The 17,080-nt window shown below is 72.1% G+C and carries 15 protein-coding genes; 12 read left to right on the top strand and 3 right to left on the bottom strand.

The features are described from left to right. Position 1 precedes the first annotated feature (1 nt). The 3 genes from IEX89_RS15295 to IEX89_RS15285 are packed head-to-tail and all read left to right on the top strand — an operon-like array spanning position 2 to position 4,355. The gene (locus IEX89_RS15295; protein WP_188914113.1) at positions 2-2,419 is read left to right on the top strand and encodes a PIG-L family deacetylase; all 2,418 of its coding nucleotides are present in this window, start codon (positions 2-4) and stop codon (positions 2,417-2,419) included. Between the two features lie 5 nt (positions 2,420-2,424). After that, the gene (locus IEX89_RS15290) at positions 2,425-3,330 is read left to right on the top strand and encodes a DMT family transporter (RefSeq protein ID WP_188914112.1); all 906 of its coding nucleotides are present in this window, start codon (positions 2,425-2,427) and stop codon (positions 3,328-3,330) included. Continuing rightward, positions 3,327-4,355 (top strand): SIS domain-containing protein, encoded by a 1,029-nt coding sequence (locus tag IEX89_RS15285; RefSeq protein ID WP_188914111.1) that lies wholly within the window; start codon positions 3,327-3,329, stop codon positions 4,353-4,355. Before IEX89_RS15290 ends, IEX89_RS15285 begins: the two co-directional genes overlap by 4 nt. A 31-nt stretch (positions 4,356-4,386) precedes the next feature. Here the strand turns inward: IEX89_RS15285 and IEX89_RS15280 are convergent, their stop codons facing one another. Both IEX89_RS15280 and IEX89_RS15275 read right to left on the bottom strand, forming a co-directional pair. Continuing rightward, the gene (locus tag IEX89_RS15280; protein ID WP_188914110.1) at positions 4,387-4,704 is read right to left on the bottom strand and encodes a hypothetical protein; all 318 of its coding nucleotides are present in this window, start codon (positions 4,702-4,704) and stop codon (positions 4,387-4,389) included. Between the two features lie 49 nt (positions 4,705-4,753). Beyond that, on the bottom strand, positions 4,754-5,281 hold the full coding sequence (locus tag IEX89_RS15275; protein ID WP_188914109.1) for a type II toxin-antitoxin system antitoxin SocA domain-containing protein: 528 nt from the start codon (positions 5,279-5,281) through the stop codon (positions 4,754-4,756). A gap of 172 nt (positions 5,282-5,453) precedes the next feature. Between IEX89_RS15275 and IEX89_RS15270 the strand changes: the two genes are divergently transcribed. From IEX89_RS15270 to IEX89_RS15235, 8 genes are all read left to right on the top strand, one after another. Next, on the top strand, positions 5,454-6,209 hold the full coding sequence (locus tag IEX89_RS15270) for an ABC transporter ATP-binding protein (protein ID WP_188914108.1): 756 nt from the start codon (positions 5,454-5,456) through the stop codon (positions 6,207-6,209). Next, positions 6,206-8,737 carry an ABC transporter permease gene (locus IEX89_RS15265; RefSeq protein WP_188914107.1) on the top strand — a complete coding sequence of 844 codons (2,532 nt, stop codon included), beginning with the start codon at positions 6,206-6,208 and terminating at the stop codon, positions 8,735-8,737. Before IEX89_RS15270 ends, IEX89_RS15265 begins: the two co-directional genes overlap by 4 nt. Positions 8,738-8,905: 168 nt before the next feature. Next, positions 8,906-9,955 carry a TerC family protein gene (locus IEX89_RS15260; RefSeq protein WP_188914106.1) on the top strand — a complete coding sequence of 350 codons (1,050 nt, stop codon included), beginning with the start codon at positions 8,906-8,908 and terminating at the stop codon, positions 9,953-9,955. Positions 9,956-10,037: 82 nt separating this feature from the next. Then, positions 10,038-10,916 carry a response regulator gene (locus IEX89_RS15255; protein WP_188914105.1) on the top strand — a complete coding sequence of 293 codons (879 nt, stop codon included), beginning with the start codon at positions 10,038-10,040 and terminating at the stop codon, positions 10,914-10,916. A 68-nt stretch (positions 10,917-10,984) separates the two neighbouring features. Then, positions 10,985-11,365, top strand: coding sequence for a response regulator (locus tag IEX89_RS15250; RefSeq protein WP_210317648.1), 381 nt, complete (start codon positions 10,985-10,987; stop codon positions 11,363-11,365). Between the two features lie 131 nt (positions 11,366-11,496). Further along, positions 11,497-11,859, top strand: coding sequence for a hypothetical protein (locus IEX89_RS15245; protein ID WP_188914104.1), 363 nt, complete (start codon positions 11,497-11,499; stop codon positions 11,857-11,859). 94 nt (positions 11,860-11,953) lie between these two features. After that, positions 11,954-12,499: a TRAP transporter small permease subunit gene (locus IEX89_RS15240; protein ID WP_188914103.1), complete on the top strand. Its 546-nt coding sequence runs from the start codon at positions 11,954-11,956 to the stop codon at positions 12,497-12,499. A 5-nt stretch (positions 12,500-12,504) separates the two neighbouring features. Beyond that, positions 12,505-13,896, top strand: a complete 1,392-nt coding sequence (locus tag IEX89_RS15235) for a TRAP transporter large permease (protein WP_188914102.1) — start codon at positions 12,505-12,507, stop codon at positions 13,894-13,896. 45 nt (positions 13,897-13,941) lie between these two features. Here IEX89_RS15235 and IEX89_RS15230 read toward each other — a convergent pair whose 3' ends face one another. Further along, complete coding sequence (locus IEX89_RS15230) at positions 13,942-15,315, bottom strand: aminotransferase (protein ID WP_188914101.1); 1,374 nt, start codon at positions 15,313-15,315, stop codon at positions 13,942-13,944. A gap of 248 nt (positions 15,316-15,563) precedes the next feature. Here IEX89_RS15230 and IEX89_RS15225 point away from each other — a divergent pair, with 248 nt between their 5' ends. Further along, complete coding sequence (locus tag IEX89_RS15225) at positions 15,564-16,970, top strand: MATE family efflux transporter (protein WP_244645489.1); 1,407 nt, start codon at positions 15,564-15,566, stop codon at positions 16,968-16,970. The last annotated feature ends 110 nt before the right edge of the window (positions 16,971-17,080 follow it).

Raw genomic sequence — 17,080 nt, 5'->3', positions numbered from 1 at the left:
CATGACCAGCCTCCCCGAACCGAGCGCCCGTGAGCGCCTCGCCCGCGACAGGGCGGACCCGGCGATCCTGCGCCTGCACCGCCGCCTCTCTCGGCTTCGCGGCGTGTGCGCCTTCATGAACACGGGTGCGCATCCCGACGACGAGCATTCCGGCCTCCTCGCCTATCTGCGCTACGGGATGGGGCTTTCCGTCGCCGTCGCCTGCTCCACCCGCGGCGAGGGCGGGCAGAACGCGCTCGGGCCCGAGCGCGTCGGCGCGCTCGGCGTCCTGCGCACCCGCGAGATGGAGGAGGCCGCCCGCGAGCTCGACGCGGACGTCGTGTGGCTCGGGCACGGGCCGGGCGATCCGGTGCACGATTTCGGCTTCTCGAAGAACGGCGACGACACGCTGTCGCGCTGGGGCGAGGCGCGCATCGTCGAGCGGCTGGTGCGCGCCTATCGGCGCTGGCGCCCCGACATCGTGCTGCCGACCTTCCTCGACGTGCCGGGCCAGCACGGGCACCACCGCGCCATGACCCGTGCGGCGCTCGCCGCGATCCCGGTCGCGGCGGACCCGGAGGCTCATCCCGAGCATGCGCTCGACGGGCTCGCGCCCTGGCGCGTGACGAAGGCCTATCTCCCCGCCTGGTCCGGCGGCGGCGACACCTACGACGACGAGACCCCGCCGCCGGCGCAGACGCTGCGCATTGCCATCCCCGGCCGCGAGCCGATCAGCGGTGCGGAATACGACCGCATCGGCGAATATTCGCGCTTCTACCATGCGAGCCAGGGCATGGGCGCCTTCCGCGACACGGCGCGGCGCGCCTACGCGCTCCACCTCGTCGAGGGACCCGCCGGAGCGGGGGCGCACGAGGCGCATCTCCTCGACGGCCTTCCCGCGACGCTCGCCGATCTCGCCCCGCTCGCGGGAACGGAGGCCGCCGCCCGCGATCTCGTGGCGGCGCGCTACGCCATCGATGCGGCGCTCGCCGCCTTCCCCGATCGCGCGCGGATCGTCGAGGCGCTCGCCGCCGCGGCGGGCGCTCTCGACCGGGCGCGTGCGGACGCGGATGCGGGCTTCCTCATGCTGCACGGCCATCGCCTAGAGCGCACCGCGCTCGCGCTCGACGCCGCCCTCGTCGAGGCGAGCGGGCTCGTCGTCTCAGCGCAGGCGCGGCCGGCCCGCCTCGCGCCGGGGGAGAGCGGAAGGCTCGACGTCCGCGTCGCGGAGACCGGTGCGGCGGAGGAGATCGCCGTCACCGTCGAGACGCCGGCGGGCCTCTCCGCCGAGCGGCAGCGGGACGAGGACGGCGACGCGGCCTTCCGCTTCGCCCTCGCGGCCGCGCAGGACGCGCCGCTCTCGCCGCTCTACCCGCCGGACTGGAACGCGATCGGCGGCAACGGCCCCCTCGTCCCAACGATCGAAGCGACGATCGGCGGGCGTCGCGCGAAAGCGCGCCTCGATCTCGCGGACGCCTTCGCCATCGCCCCGACGTCCTCCGTCGCGCTCTCGCCGGATGCGATCATCGCGCCGCTCGCCGATCCCAGGCGCGCCTGGGCGATCTCCGTCGAGGGGCCGGAGATCGCCCTCGACACGCCGGAGGGCTTCCGCGTCACCGGCGGCGAGGGCCGCCTGCGCATCGAAGCGAGCGGGGATCTCCGGCCCGGCCTCCACCAATTCCCCGCTCGTACGGACGCGGGCCCGGCCTGGCGGATCACCCCGATCCGCTACCCGCATATCGGCGCGACCGCCTATCGTGAGCCGGCTATGTTGCGCCTCATCGCCCTCGACCTCGCGCTCCCCGAAGGTGCGCGGATCGGCTATGTCGGCGGTGGCGCCGACCGGGTGGGGACGTGGCTCGAGCGCATGGGGCTCGACGTCGCCATGCTCACCGCCGCGGATCTCGCCGGCGACCTGACCCGCTTCACGACGATCGTGGTGGGAATCTTCGCCTTCAAGCTGCGTCCCGATCTCACGGCGGCGACGGCGCGCCTCCACGCCTTCGTCGAGGGCGGCGGGCATCTCGTGACGCTCTACCATCGCCCGAGCGACGCCTGGGACCCGGCCGCGACGCCGCCGCGCCCGCTCGCCATCGGCTCGCCGTCGCTGCGCTGGCGGGTGACGAACCCGGCCGCGCCCGTCACCGTGCGCGCGCCCGACCACCCGCTCCTCGCCGGCCCCAACCGCATCGGACCCGCCGATTGGGAGGGCTGGGACAAGGAGCGCGGGCTCTATTTCGCCGCCGAGCGCGATCCCGCCTACGAGCCGCTGCTCGCCATGAACGATCCCGGCGAGGCGCCGCTCGACGGGGCGCTCGTCTCGGCGCGGATCGGGCGCGGGCGCCACACGCACACGAGCCTCGTCCTGCACCACCAGCTCGACCGGCTCGTCCCCGGTGCCTTCCGGCTGATGGCGAACCTCGTCCAGCCGGCCTCCTGACAGCGATGGCGAGCCTCGCGAGCGAGAGCGCCGACGAGAGCCGGGCGGGCATCGCCTGGCTCCTCGCCGACATGACGCTCGTGTCGATCATGGCGGCGATCGTCAAGGCGCAGGGCGCGACCTATCCGGCGGTGCAGCTCGTGTTCCTGCGCGCGACGATCGGGCTCGTCGCCATCGCGCCCCTCGTCTGGCGCCATCGCGCCGAGGTGATCGGCACGCGCCGCGCGGGGCGCCACGCCTTCCGCGTCGCGTGCAACGCGGCGGCGCTCACCGGCAATTTCGCCGCGCTCGCCGCGCTGCCGCTGGCGCTGGTGACGGCCATCGGCTTCACCCGCCCCCTCGTCGCCATGACGCTCGCGGTGCTGCTGCTCGGCGAGCGCGTAATGCGGGCGCGCTGGCTCTACGCGATAGCAGCGCTCGGCGCCGTCGTCGTGATGATCGCGCCCTCCGGCGCCGTGTGGAACGTGGGCCTTCTCGCGGCGGGCGCCTCGGTGCTGTTCGGCTCGCTCGCCGCAGTGCAGACGCGGGCGCTGCGCACGGAGAGCCCCACCGTGATGATGGTGTTCTATACGCTGGGCCTCGCGATCCTCACCGCGCCCTTCGCCGGCGCGGCCTGGGTGGCGCTCTCGCCCGACGACCTGCCGGCGATCGTGTGCGCGGGGCTCCTCGCGCAGGCCGGCCAATATTGCTTCTTGCGCGCCTACCGGGCCGCACCCGCGAGCGTGCTCGCGCCGATCGGCTACCTGTCGATCGTCTTCTCCGCCGCGACGGGCTATCTCGTCTTCGGGGAGCGGCCGACCTGGGGCATGGTGGCGGGCGCGGCGCTCATCGTCGTGATCCTGCATCTCGACGCGCGCACCGCCCGCAGAGCATCCTCGCCCCCACCGAAAGCCGACGGAGAGAGCCGATGACGACGAGCCTGATGCGCGCCGAGACCGACGAGGCGTCCGCGGTCGTCGCCCGCGCCCTCGCGTGCGAGCGCGAGACGCTGGCGCGCATCGGCCGGCGCCTCGCCGATGCGCCGCCGCCGCTGATCACCACCGCCGCCCGCGGCTCCTCCGACAACGCGGTGAGCGTCTTCGAGTATCTCAGCGCCATCGTGCTCGGCATCCCCGTCGCCTCGATCGGCCCCTCCGTCGCCTCCGCCTACGGGGCGCGGCTGCGGCTCGAGGGGGCGGTGCATATCTCCGTCTCGCAATCGGGCGCGAGCCCGGACATCATCGCGCTGCAGAAGGCGGCCCGGGAAGGCGGGGCGACGACGATCGCCCTCGTCAACGTCGCCGACAGCCCGCTCGCCGCGGGCGCCGACCTCGTCGTGCCGCTGCACGCGGGGGAGGAGAAGAGCGTCGCGGCCACCAAGACCTGCCTCGCATCCGCCGCGCTCCTCGCCGGCATCGTCGCCGCCGCCTCGGGGGACGCGACCCTCGCAGCCGGGCTCGCGGCCCTGCCGGAGGCGCTCGCCGCGCCGAGCGAGGGCGACGTCGAGGGGCTCGTCGAAGGGCTCGTGGCGGCGCGCTCGCTCTTCGTGCTCGGCCGCGGGCCGGGCTACGGCGTCGCCCGCGAGGCGGCGCTCAAGGCCAAGGAGACGGCCGCGCTCCATGCCGAGGCGATCTCGCTCGCAGAGGTGCAGCACGGGCCCAAGCAGCTCGTCGCCGCGGGCTTCCCCGTCCTCGCCTTCGTCGCGGACGACGCCGCACGCGCCGCGAGCGAGCGCGCCCTCGACGGGCTCGCCGGCCAGGGCGCGCAGGTGCGCGTCGTCGGCCCCGTGGCCGACCCCTCGCACGGGGGCCTGCGCACCGCCGCGACCGGCGCCCCGCTCCTCGATCCGCTCGTGGCCTTGTGCGCTTTCTACCGCGTGATCGAGCAAGCCGCCCGCGCCCGCGGCCACGACCCGGACGCCCCGTCGCACCTCGCGAAGGTGACGCGGACCGTGTGAGGGAGAAGGTGCGGGAAGGGAGGCGATCCTCTCAGGAGAGAGCCTCGATGATCTTCCGGCGATCGCCTTCGCGCAGCGTCGTCGCCAGGGCGAGCAGTCCGACGATCTCGTTGCTCAGGCTTCGATGGACCTCGCCCACGACGCCGTTGCGGCGCAGGCTGGCGTCGACGATGTAGTCGTCCAGCTCCAGCGGATCGCCGCATTCGAGATAGCTGTCGTGGTCGAGGAACGGATGCAGCGGATCGCGCACCAGCTTGACGGCCGGCGGCCATCGCTTGGTATTGATCCTGTAGAAGAGCCCGAGCGTCGGCTCGACGCAGGCCACCATCTTCGGCTTGGGCGGCCGCACCGTGTCGTCCGGTATGACGATGACCTGCCTCGGTCTGATGAGGCTCACGTCAGAGCCTCATGAAGCGGGCTTTCTCCCGGAGCGAGGCGATGATCTCGCTCTTCTCCGGGCGCTCCTCCAGCATGTCCTCGTACTGCATCAGGCCGAGCTCGGCGGCCTGCCAATCCGCGCCGTGCGTCGCCGCCGTGCGCTCGGTGAAGCTCATCGAGAGCGACAGATCGAGACCCGCTCGAAGGTGCTCGAGGTTGCTGGGCGAGAGCGGGGACGTGTCGACCTGCTGGGCGACCCTGCGCTGCAGGCGATATCCTTCGAGCGACCAAGGCACCCCGTCGACCTCCAGCTCCGCGAGCCACAGCGATTCGCCCTTCGCCATCTCGTAGATCTCGAGCGGCACCGGGCCGAAGCGCATGGCGCGGTAGGTCGCGCCGAAGATCGGGCGATAGTGCGCGTTCAAATGCGTCTTGTCCGCGAAGTAGCACGCCTTCAGCGCGGCATGCAGATCGATGCCGGAATGGGCGTCCACCATCATGTGCAAGGCCGCGTAGGCCTTGTCGGGCGCGAACTTGAAGCGGATCATGCGGTCAAGATAGGTGGCTGCCGCGAACGGCGCAATCGCCAGCGCGCTGCTCGCCTCCCGTTCACGCTCGCGTGAGGCCGGCCCTCGCGTGCGCCGAACCGCCGGTAGCCGGCTCGACACGGCGGCGCGGGTGCATAGATCTCCTCCGTATCCCTTCCGGAGGCCCCCGCGCGTGCACGCTCCCGAGACCTCGTTTCCTCCCTCTCCCGCGAAACCGTCCGACGTCGTCGTCTCCCTCGTCGACCTGCGCCTCTCCTATCCCTCGCCGGAGGGCGAGATCGCGGTGCTGCGGGGCGTCGACCTCGCCGTGCGGGCGGGGGAGATCGTCGCGGTGACGGGGCCGTCGGGCTCGGGCAAGTCCTCGCTCATCGCCGTCGTGGGCGGGCTCGAGACGCCCACCGGGGGGAGCGTGCGGGTGCTCGGGACCGCGCTCGAGAGCGCCGACGAGCGCACGCGCACGGCGCTCAGGCGGCGCGACATCGGCATCGTCTTCCAGGCGTATCATCTCGTCCCGGCCATGACCGCGCTCGAGAACGTGGCGCTGCCTCTCGTCCTCGCCGGCGAGGAGGGCGGCGAGGCCGCGGCGCAAGCCATGCTGCGCGAGGTCGGGCTCGGGCACCGCATGTCGCATCGCCCCTCCTCGCTGTCGGGCGGCGAGCAGCAGCGCGTCGCCGTGGCGCGCGCCTTCGTCGCCGGCCCGCGTCTCGTCCTCGCCGACGAGCCCACCGGTAATCTCGACCGGCGCACGGGCGAGCATGTCGCGCAGGTGATGTTCTCGCTCACCCGCGCGAGCGGTGCGGCTCTCGTCCTCGTCACCCACGACGAGGCGCTGGCGCGGGCTTGCGACCGCATCGTCGCCATCGACGAGGGGCGCATCGTCGAGGAGCGCGTGGTTCGGGACCCCGTAGCGGCGGGAGCGCGGGGATGAGCGGCGCTTCGTCCGGGATCTCGCCGTTGCGGCGCCTCGTGCGCGCCGAGCTCGCCGCCGGCATCGCCGGCTTGCGCCTCTTCATCGCCTGCGTCGCCATCGCCGCCTTCATGCTCGGCGCGGTGTGGATGCTGGGCGCGGGGCTCTCCCGCGCACTGTCGGAGAACGGCACCATCATGCTCGGCGGCGACGTCGCCGTGGAGGTGGTGAACGCGCCGCTCGACGCCGATCTCGTGGTGCGGCTCGCGGATCTGGGAACGCTGTCGGAGGTCTCCGAGCTGCGCTCCACGGCCATCGCCGGCGACGCGCGCACGCCCGTCGAGGCGAAGGTGGTCGACGACGCCTATCCGCTGGTCGGCGAGATCGCCCTCGCGCAGAGCGCCGACGGCGTCCCGACCCTCGCCGAGGCGCTGTCCGAGCGCGAGGGCCTGCCCGGCACGGTCGTCGAGCCGGCGCTGCTGTCGCGGCTCGGCCTCTCGGTGGGCGACACGATGACCCTCGGCGGCGGCACGTTCGAGATCCGCGCCGTGCTCCTGCGAGAGCCCGACCGGCTCTCCGCGGGCTTCCTCGTCGGGCCGCGGGTGATCGTGTCCGAGGCGGCCGGTCGTGCCGCAGGCCTCCTCTCCTCGCAGGGGCTCGTCGACTATCGCTACCGCCTCCGCGCCGATGACGGCGATGCGCAGGCGCTCGCCGCGGCGGTCGCCGCGCTGGAGCCCGAGCGCGGCTGGGAGCTCGAGACCCCGGCGGATGCCGGCGATCGCGTACGCGAGACGGTCGCGCGGGTCACCACCTTCCTCGGCATCGCCGCCATGGTGGCGCTCGCCATCGGGCTCACCGGCGCGTGGGCGGCCTCGCGGGTCTGGATCGGGCGGCGCGTGCGCACCATCGCGCTCTATCGGCTGTCCGGCGCCGAGCCCGGCCTCGTCGTCGCGCTCCACGGTGTCCTGGTGGCGATCGCCGCCGGCATCGGCATCGCGCTGGGGCTCGCCGGCGCGGGCGTGCTCGCGTTCGTCCTCATGGACCTCCTCGCCGCGCGGCTCCACCTGCCCTGGCAGCCGGCGGCGCTCGCCTCGGCGGGTGCGCTCGCGGCGCTCACCCTCGCCATCGGCATCGCGGGCGCCTGCGCGTCCGCGCTGTCGGGCGCGGCGCGCACGCCGCCGGGCGCCGCCATGCGCAGCGCCGACACGATCCCGACGCCCCGCCCGCGCGACGCGGCGCTCGGCGCCGCCGCCATCGCCGCGGCGATCCTCCTCGCGATCCTCGGCCTTCCCGACGAGATCCTCGCCGCCACCGCCGCTTTCGGCCTCGTCCTCGCGGCGGCGCTTCTCGCCGGCGCCGGCTGGCTCGTGGCGCGCGCCGCCGCGCGGGTGAAGCCGCGCGGCTTCGTCGCCCGCGTGGCGCTGCAGGGGCTCGACGATCCCGCCAAGGCCGCCATGCGCGCCGTCGCCATCGGCATCGGCATCGCCGGGATCACGGCGGTCGTCGGCGCGCAGCGCTCGCTCGATACGGCGTTGCGGGCCGAGCTTCCCGACCGCATTCCCGATCTCGTCCTCCTCGACGTTCAGCAGGCGGGCATCGGGCCGCTGACGGCGCGCGTCGAGGCCGACCCGCTTCTCGGCGGCCTGCAGGCCTCGCCCTTCATGCGCGCCACGATCACCGCCGTGAACGGCGTCCCGGCCGCCGAAGCGCTGGTGCGCGAGGACAAGGACTGGGTGATCTCCGGAGATCGGTCCTTCGCCTGGGCGGCGGAGCCGACGGGCGCCGAGCTCCTCGGCGGCGCGTGGTGGCCCGTCGACTATGCCGGCCCGCCCCTCGTCTCCGCGGAGGAGGACGTGCAGGAGGCTTTCGACCTCGTGCCCGGCGACACGCTGACCTTCAGCGTGCTGGGCCGCTCCTTCACGGCGGAGGTGGCCAATATCCGCATGGAGTACCACCGCACCTTCCGCCCGGAATTCCTGCTCGTCGCTTCCCCCGTGCCGTTCCGCGACGCGCCCCATTCCTGGATCGTGACGTTGGAGGGCGAGACCGACGCGGCCGTGGACGCCCTCGTCGCCGATCTCGCGCGCGATGCGCCCGGCGTCACGGCCATCGACGTGCGCCGCATCGTCGACGACCTCACCCGCGTCGTCGAGGGCGCAGGGCTCGCCTCTCTCGCCATCGCCGGGCTCCTCCTCGTCGTCGGCGCGCTGGCGCTCACCGCCATCGTCGCCGCCGACGTCGATTCCCGCGAGCGGCAGGCGCTGGCCTTCACGCTGGTGGGCGCCTCGCGCCGGGAGATCGCGGCGGCGCGCCTCGCGGAAGCCGGGACGATCGGCGCGCTGGCGGCGCTCGTCGGCGGCGGCGCCGGGCTCGCGGGGAGCTTCTGGCTGGCGAGCGCGGGGCTTCGCGTCGATTTCGCGCCGGGCATCGTCGCGCTCGTGCTCCCGCTCGCGCTCGGCCTCGCCGCCGCCCTCGCAGCCGGCATCGTCGGCGGCCTCGGCGCCGCGCCGCGCGGACGCGGGCAATTGGTGCGCCGGCTCGCCGGGTGAGCCGCGGGTGCGGCATCTCGGCGGGGCGCGCGATTCCACTTGCCGAGCGTGCGGTTTCGTGCGAAACCGGCGCACAACCAGGATCCGGGCCCCTCTGGCGGGAATGAGCCGACCACCCCGCGATGTCGGATCCTCGCATCGGCTCGTCGGCGCCGGTCACCCCCGAAAATGGAGCTCACGTTCCTGTTTGCCGAGTTTCTCGGCAAGCCCGCTTGGCTGTGGATCGCTTTCCTCGGCGTCGTCGGGCTCATCCTCGCCTTCGATCTCGGCGTCCTGCACAGGAAGGCCCACGAGATCGCGCTGCGCGAGAGCATCCTCCTCTCGCTGTTCTACATCGGCCTCGGCCTCTCCTACGGCGGCTTCGTCTGGTGGTACCTCGGCCCGGATTCGGGCATGCAGTACCTGACGGGCTACGCCGTCGAGAAGAGTCTCTCGATGGACAACGTCTTCGTCATCGGCGTCATCCTCTCCTACTTCGCCATCCCGCGCGCCTTCCAGCACAGGATCCTGTTCTGGGGCATTCTCGGCGTGATCGTGCTGCGCGGCATCATGATCGGGCTGGGTGCCGGCCTCGTCGCCCAGTTCCACTGGGTGCTCTACTTGTTCGCCGCCTTCCTGATCTTCACCGGCATCAAGATGCTGCTGTCGGCGGGCGGCGACGATCATTACGACGTCGAGGGCAACGCCGTCCTGAAGTTCATGCGCAAGCGGTTCCACGTCACCGATCGCGTGGACCAGGACCGCTTCTGGCTGAAGCTGCCCTCGCACAAGACCGGGCGTCTCGCCTGGCACGCGACGCCGCTCTTCCTGGCGCTCGTGTGCGTCGAGCTCGCGGACGTGATCTTCGCGGTGGATTCGATCCCGGCGATCTTCACCATCACCACGGACCCGTTCATCGTCTTCACCTCGAACATCTTCGCCATCCTCGGGCTGCGGGCGATGTTCTTCATGCTGTCGGCGCTGGTGCACCGGTTCGAGTACCTGAAATACGCGCTCTCCGCGGTGCTGGTCTTCATCGGCTCGAAGATCTTCATCGCCGACGTGATGGGCTGGGAGAAGTTTCCCCCGCCGGTCTCGCTGGGCGTGACCTTCGGCCTGCTCTTCGCCGGCTTCGCCTTCAGCCTCTGGAAGACGCGCAGGGGCGAGACGGCGGCCGTGCCGGTCGTCGCTCCGGTCCCGCCCGCGGCTTCGGGTGCGCTGCCCGACAGCGCGACCTGATCGACGGATCGCGCCGCCGGGCTCCCATGCCCGGCGGCGCGCTCTTCGAGAACGGCACGAGACGCAAGAACGGCATGAGCCGATGGCCGCCCTCTCCCATTTCGCCCTGTGGCTCGACCTCGCGACGAGCCCCCTCGTCGCCCTCGCTACGCTCGCGCTGACGCTCGCGAGCGGCCGGCGCGGCATCGTGCGGCTGGGCGCCATGCTCTGCGCCGCCGGCCTCGGTGCGCTCACCGCGCTCGGCGGCACGCCTTCGGCGCTCGCCCTCGCCGCGGGGATCGGCGCGCTCGCCGGCCTCGCCGTCGCGGAGATCTGGCTCGGGCTGGTCCTGCCGGTGGCGATCGGCCTCGTGCGCCTCGGGCGCAGATGCATCGCTTACGTGCGGGAACAAAAGTTGGTCTCGATCACTTCTTCCGAAGCGGTCTTGCGCGCGCCGCCGGGATCGAGTGGCATGGCGTCGCTCGGTACGCAGCCCGCGGGCATCGCGATGGAAGCGGTGCCGCTTCAGGACGTTCGCATTCTGACCGAATTTCGGAGCGCACCTCATGTCTCGCCAGCGATGATCGCCCCCGTCGCCGAACACGCCCAGCGCTCCCGCACGACGATCCTCCTCGTGGAGGACGAGCCCCTCGTTCGGCTCGATCTCGCCGAGACGTTCCGGGACGCCGGCTTCGCCGTCGTCGAATGCGCGACGGCGGAGGAGGGCGCCGGCATGCTCGGGTCCGGTCAGCCGATCCACGCGATCGTCACCGACGTGCGCACGCCCGGCGCCATCGACGGCCTGGCGCTCGCGACGCTCGCCCGTGAGCGGGATGCGGCGATGCCCGTCATCGTCATTTCCGGGCACCTCGAGCCGCAGGAGGCGGCCCTCGCCGACGTGTTCGTCAGGAAGCCGGTCTCCAGCGAAGCCGTGCGCGCCGCGCTGGAACGGCTCGTGGGGAACAGCGGTTCGACGGACTGAACGCTCGCCCGGAGTGCCCCCGCCCCGAGCGCTCGCCGGGTCCGCACCAGCCTATCGGAGACGCGCCCGTGAACACCGTCCTCCTCGTCGATGCCGACGTCATCGTGCGCAACCAGCTCGCCGAGTTCCTGCGCGAGTGCGGGCTTCGCGTGGTCGAGGCCTCGAGCGCCGAGGAGGCGCGCACCTTCCTCGCCGAGGCGGCGCTCGGCATCGACGTCGTCCTCGTCGACGCCCGCCTTCCCGGCACCGAGACGGCCTTCGCGCTGCGCGGCTTCGTCGCGAGCGCCCATCCGGAGGCGACCGTGATCCTCGCCGGCTCCCTCGACAAGGCGGTCGACCACGCCGCCGATCTCTGCGAGGACGGCCCTGACATGCCCAAGCCCTACGACCCGAAATCCGTCCTCGACCGCATCAAGCGCCTGCGTGCGGAGCGCGACCGGGAGAGCTGAGGACGCGGCGCGCGCAGCGTGCGGCCACGCTCGCGGGACTAAAGTTCTCCTCGCGCGCGGCGGCGGGTCGGCGTAAGAGAAGCACGGCGCCACCGCAGCCTCGCGGCCCGGCGCCGCCGGATCCGACCCGCATGACGCCCCGCTGGCGTGCGCTCCTGTTCTTCGCCGTCGCCGCGCTGCTCCAGCTCGCCTTCGTCGAGCTGCGGCTCGACGCGCGCGCGGAAGCCTCCGTGCGCGACATCGCGGCGCTCGGCGAGACCGCGATCGAGGTCGATAGACGCACGTCGTCGGGCCTGCGCGAGAGCCGCGCGGCCGAGCGCGGCGGAGCCGGCGCGTCCACGGACGGTGCCGGGAAGAGCGTCCTCCTCGCGAGCCCGCCTGCGCTCGACCCCACGCCCGCGCTCTGCGGCGCGCGATCCGGCCGCGAGGCCGTCGTCCAGGGATCGCGCGCACCGCGCGAGCGCTGCCCGACGGGACCGCCCGGCGTCGCCTGAGCGCTCGCCCTCTTTCCTCCCGCCATCCCCTTCTCGCGCGCTCCTCGCCCCGCCCGCATAGGCGGCGCGCGGCCGCGCTCCGTGGACAATCCCCATGCTCGCCCTCTCTCGGCTCATGCGAGCCGTCGACGCGCTCAATCGCGCGATCGGGGAGGCCTTCTCCTGGCTCTCCCTCGCCATCGTCCTCGTCTGCTTCACCGTCGTCGTGCAGCGCTACGTGCTCGCGACGACGCAGGTCTGGATGCAGGACCTCTACGTCTGGCTCAACGGCGCCATGTTCACGGCGGTCGCCGGCTTCGCGCTCCTGCGCGGCGACCACGTGCGCGTCGACATCTTCTACCGCCCGGCCGGGCTGCGCACGAAGGCGGCCATCGACCTCCTCGGCGTCGTCGCCTTCCTGTGGCCCTTCGCGGCGATCGTGGCGCTCTACGGCTACCCGTTCGTGGTGCGCTCGTGGGGGCTCGCGGAAGCCTCCGCCAATTACGGCGGCATGCCCGGGCTCTTCGTGCTCAAGAGCTTCATCCTCGTCTTCGCCGGCCTCGTGGCGCTCCAGGGCGCCTCCATGGCCGCGCGCAGCATCCTGGTGCTCGCCGGGCGCGAGGACCTGATCGACCCCCGCAGCGCCTATCCCGAGGAGTGAGCGCCATGGATCCCGTCCTCATCGGCGAGGTCCTGGCGGGCCTCATGTTCTTCGGCGTCATCGGCGTCCTGATGCTCGGCTTTCCCGTGGCGTTCACGCTCGCGGGCACGGCCCTGATCTTCGGCGCGATCGGCTGGTCGCTCGGCGCCTTCGACCCCTCGAACTTCGGCAGCCTCGCCTCGCGCTACATCGGCTTCATGACGAACGAGGTGCTCGTCGCGGTGCCGCTCTTCATCTTCATGGGCGTGATGCTCGAGCGATCACGCATCGCCGAGCAGCTGCTCATGACGATGGGGCGGCTCTTCGGGGACCTGCGCGGCGGTCTCGGCATCTCCGTCGTGCTGGTGGGCGCGCTGCTCGCCGCCTCGACGGGCGTCGTCGGCGCCACCGTCGTGACGATGGGCCTGATCTCGCTGCCCGCCATGCTGCGGGCGGGCTACGACCCCAAGCTCGCCACCGGCGTGATCTGCGCCTCGGGCACGCTCGGCCAGATCATCCCGCCCTCCACCGTGCTCATCTTCATGGGCGACATGCTGGCGGGCATCAATGCCGAGGTGCAGATGGCGAAGGGCAATTTCGCCCCGGCTCCCGTCTCGGTGGGGAACCTCTTCGCAGGCGCCGTGCTTCCCGGGCTCCTGCTCGTCGGGCTCTATCTCGGCTTCGTCGTCTTCAAGGCGTGGCGCGATCCCGCGTCCTGCCCGGCGACGCCGGTGCCGGCGGCCGAGCGCGGGAACCTCGCCCGCGAGGTGCTCGTCGCGCTGGCGCCGCCCCTCGCCCTCATCGTCGCCGTGCTCGGCTCGATCCTCGGCGGCATCGCGACGCCCACCGAGGCGGCCTCGGTGGGCGCCGTGGGCGCCATGCTGCTCGCGACGCTGCGCGGCAAGACGAGCCTCTCGATCCTGCGCGAGGTGGCCATCGCCACGGCGACGATCACCTCCATGGTGTTCGTGATCCTGCTCGGCGCCTCGGTGTTCTCCATCGTCTTCCGGATGATGGGCGGCGACGCGCTCGTGCACGACATGCTCACCGCCCTTCCCGGCGGCGCGCTGACCGCCACGATCGCCGTGATGGCGCTGATGTTCCTGCTCGGCTTCATCCTCGACACGTTCGAGATCATCTTCATCGTGATCCCGATCACGGCGCCGATCCTGCTCACCCTCGGCGTCGATCCGGTCTGGCTGGGCGTGATGGTCGGCGTGAACCTGCAGACCTCGTTCCTCACGCCGCCCTTCGGCTTCGCGCTGTTCTACCTGCGCGGCGTCGCCCCGCCCTCGGTCTCGACGGGCACGATCTACAAGGGGATCATTCCCTTCGTGCTCCTCCAGATCGGGGCACTGGCGATCCTCTTCGCCTTCCCGGAGATCGTCACCTGGCTGCCGAAGGCGATCTACGGCTGAAGGCGGGCGGGGAGCCGGCCGAGACCGGCTCCCCGTTCGACGTCCTCACATCCCCTGGGAGGCGATCCAGTCCAGCGTGCGATCGAGCGCGCGGCCGAGCTTGTCGAAGAGCTCGTCGATCTCGGCTTGCGTGATGATCAGCGGCGGGCAGATCGCGATGCGATCGCCCATGAGGTTGCGCAGGATGAGCCCCTCCTCCTGGCAGAAGGCGATCGCCTTGGCCGCGACGCCGGCCTTGACCTCGTACTGACGCTTCGTCGCCTTGTCGGCGACGAGCTCGATGCCGGCGATGAGGCCGAGGCCGCGCGCCTCGCCGACGAGCGGGTGCTCCTCGAGCGCCGCGAGCCGGTGCAGGAAATGCGGCTCCTTGGCCGCGACGCCCTCGACGATGCGCTCGCGCTCGTAGATCTCGAGCGTCTTGAGCGCCACGGCGCAGGCGGTCGGGTGGCCGGAATAGGTGAAGCCGTGGCCGAACGTGCCGACCTCGCGCGAGCCCTCGAGCATCGCCTGGTACATCGGCTCGTCGAGCATCACCGCACCCAGCGGCATGTAAGCCGAGGTGATGGCCTTGGCGACCGAGATCGTGTGCGGCGCCATGCCGAGACGCTGGCTCCCGAACATGGTGCCGAGCCGCCCGAAGCCGCAGATCACCTCGTCGGCGATGACGCGCACGTCGTACTTCGCGCATACGGCGCCGATCGCCTCGAAATAGCCCGCGGGCGGCACGAGCGCGCCGCCGGCGCCCATCACCGGCTCGGCGATGAAGGCGCAGACCGTGTCCGGATCCTCGCGCAGGATCATCTCCTCGAGCTCGGCGGCAAGGCGCGCGGAGAAGGCCTCCTCGGTCTCGCCCGCCTCGGCGAAGCGGTAATGATGCGGGCACGAGGTGTGGAGCACGTTCTGGATCGGCAGGTCGAATAGCGCGTGGTTCGCCGGCAGCCCCGTGAGCGAGGCCGAGGCGACGGTGACGCCGTGATAGCCCTTGGTGCGCGCGATGATCTTCTTCTTGCGCGGTTTACCGAGCGCGTTCGACATGTACCAGGCGAGCTTCACCTGCGTGTCGTTCGCCTCCGAGCCCGAGGAGCAGAAGGTCACCTTCGAGATCGGGACGGGGGCGATCTCCTTGAGCTTCTCGGCCAAGGCGATGGCCGGATCGTGCGAGCGGCCGGAGAAGATGTGCTGGAAGGGCAGCTTCTCCATCTGCTCGCGGGCGGCCTCGGCGAGCTCGCGGTTCGAGTAGCCGAGCGAGGTGCACCACAGCCCCGCCATGCCTTCGAGATAGGGGCGCCCGGCCGTGTCGAAGACGTGCACGCCCTCGCCGCGCTCGAACACGATCGGTCCGGTCTCGCGGAACTTGTCGAGGTGGGTGTAGGGGTGGATGAGGGTCTCTACGTCGCGGGCGGCGAGGTTGGTCAGCACGGGGGAGGCTCCGAAAGCGCGGTCTGCGGGCGAGCCTAGGCGCGCGGCGCGCGCGGGGAAAGCCCGCAGGAACCCGCAGGCGAGGTGGCCGATCCGCGCCCCGCGCGCGGCGGCCTCTCGTGCAAGGACACACTCTCGTGCAAGGACGCGCTTGCGCGCGGTTGCGGACCTCGGTCTCGCCCTCATCTGTTCGAGGAAGGGCGCTAGCGCTACCGTACGCCGCCCCGCCGGGCCCGAGGAGAGACGACTTGACGAGCATTCAGGCCGGGAAGACGGCCTCCCAGGAAGAGGGACGCTTCGTCTCGGGCTCGACGCTCCGCCACGTCCTCGTGATGACGACGACGGGGGCCGTCGGGCTCGTGGCGATCTTCCTCGTCGACCTGCTCTCGCTCCTCTACATCTCGCGGCTCGGCGTGAAGGCGATCACCGCGGGCGTGGGGCTCGCCACCATCCTCCTGTTCTTCGTCACCTCCATCAACGTCGGCCTGATGATCGCGACGACGGCGCTCACCTCGCGCGCGCTGGGCGCCCGCGACCGGGCCGGGGCGCGCCGGCTCGCCGCCTCGACGCTGACCTGGACGGTGCTGGCCGCCACGGTCGCGACCGCGATCGTCTGGCCGCTCGCCCCGTGGGTGATGGGCCTTCTCGGCGCCACCGGCGAAGCGCACCGTGTCGCCACCGAGTTCGTGCGCATCGTCCTTCCCGCCAACATCCTGATGGCGGTGGGCATGGGCGCGTCCGGCGTGCTGCGGGCGGTGGGCGACGCCCGCCGGGCGATGTACGTCACGCTGTCCGGCGCGCTCGTCATCGCGGTGCTCGACCCGATCCTGATCTTCGGGCTCGATCTCGGCTGGCACGGCGCGGCGATCGGCACGATCGTCTCGCGGGCGATCTTCCTCGTGGTGGGGCTCCACGGCGTTTGGCGCGTCCACGGCCTCCTCGCGCGCCCGAGCCGCACCGATCTGGCGACGCACGCCGCGCCGATGGCATACATCGCCGGCCCCGCCGTCCTCACGGCGGTGGCGAGCCCCGTCGCGGCGGGCTTCGCGGCGGCGGTGATCGCGCGCTTCGGCGACGAGGCCATCGCCGGCAACGCCATCGTCGAGCGCCTCGTGCCGCTCGCCTTCGGCGGGCTGTTCGCGCTCTCGGGTGCGGTGGGGCCGATCCTCGGCCAGAACTGGGGGGCGCTGCGCTACGACCGAATGCGCACGATCCTGCGCGATTCGATGCTGGTCGCGGCGCTCTACGTCGTGGTCACCTGGGCGGCGCTCGTGCTTCTGCGCCACGAGATCGTGGCGCTCTTCGGCATCACCGGGGCGGCGGCCGACCTCGTGCGCTTCTTCTGCCTGATCGCCGGCCCGGTCTGGTTCTTCAACGGGCTGCTCTTCGTGGCCAACGCCTCGTTCAACAATCTCGGCTACCCGCTCTATTCGACCGCCTTCAACTGGGGACGCGCCACGCTCGGCACGCTTCCCTTCGCCTATGCCGGCGCCGCCCTCGCCGGCCCCGAAGGCGTGCTCGCCGGCGTCGGCCTCGGCTCCGTCGGCTTCGGCTGCGTGGCGATCGCCACCGCGTTCTGGACGGTGCGGGCGCTGGAGACGAGAGAGGGGGCGGTGGAGACGGCACGACCCGTGGACGTCTTGGAGCGGGCTTGATCGGCATCGCGGCGGGAGCGAGCAGCGGATGCGCAGGTCGTGTACGAGGTGACGACCAGTTCGCGAGACGACTCTACTTGTAATCGTTTAATGCTGTATCCGATTTCACC

This window comes from Salinarimonas ramus (assembly GCF_014645695.1).
Lineage (GTDB): Bacteria > Pseudomonadota > Alphaproteobacteria > Rhizobiales > Beijerinckiaceae > Salinarimonas > Salinarimonas ramus.
Note: the sequence above shows the minus strand (reverse complement) of the source record. Positions and strands in the feature narration are given on the sequence as shown.

Excerpts from the sequence above, each read along its gene's own strand:
- IEX89_RS15290 (WP_188914112.1), top strand. The coding sequence starts at position 2,425 with ATGGCGAGCCTCGCGAGCGAGAGCGCCGACGAGAGCCGGGCGGGCATC.
- IEX89_RS15295 (WP_188914113.1), top strand. The coding sequence starts at position 2 with ATGACCAGCCTCCCCGAACCGAGCGCCCGTGAGCGCCTCGCCCGCGAC.
- IEX89_RS15235 (WP_188914102.1), top strand. The coding sequence starts at position 12,505 with ATGGATCCCGTCCTCATCGGCGAGGTCCTGGCGGGCCTCATGTTCTTC.
- IEX89_RS15285 (WP_188914111.1), top strand. The coding sequence starts at position 3,327 with ATGACGACGAGCCTGATGCGCGCCGAGACCGACGAGGCGTCCGCGGTC.
- IEX89_RS15255 (WP_188914105.1), top strand. The coding sequence starts at position 10,038 with ATGGCCGCCCTCTCCCATTTCGCCCTGTGGCTCGACCTCGCGACGAGC.
- IEX89_RS15265 (WP_188914107.1), top strand. The coding sequence starts at position 6,206 with ATGAGCGGCGCTTCGTCCGGGATCTCGCCGTTGCGGCGCCTCGTGCGC.
- IEX89_RS15260 (WP_188914106.1), top strand. The coding sequence starts at position 8,906 with ATGGAGCTCACGTTCCTGTTTGCCGAGTTTCTCGGCAAGCCCGCTTGG.
- IEX89_RS15275 (WP_188914109.1), bottom strand. The coding sequence starts at position 5,281 with ATGATCCGCTTCAAGTTCGCGCCCGACAAGGCCTACGCGGCCTTGCAC.
- IEX89_RS15245 (WP_188914104.1), top strand. The coding sequence starts at position 11,497 with ATGACGCCCCGCTGGCGTGCGCTCCTGTTCTTCGCCGTCGCCGCGCTG.
- IEX89_RS15240 (WP_188914103.1), top strand. The coding sequence starts at position 11,954 with ATGCTCGCCCTCTCTCGGCTCATGCGAGCCGTCGACGCGCTCAATCGC.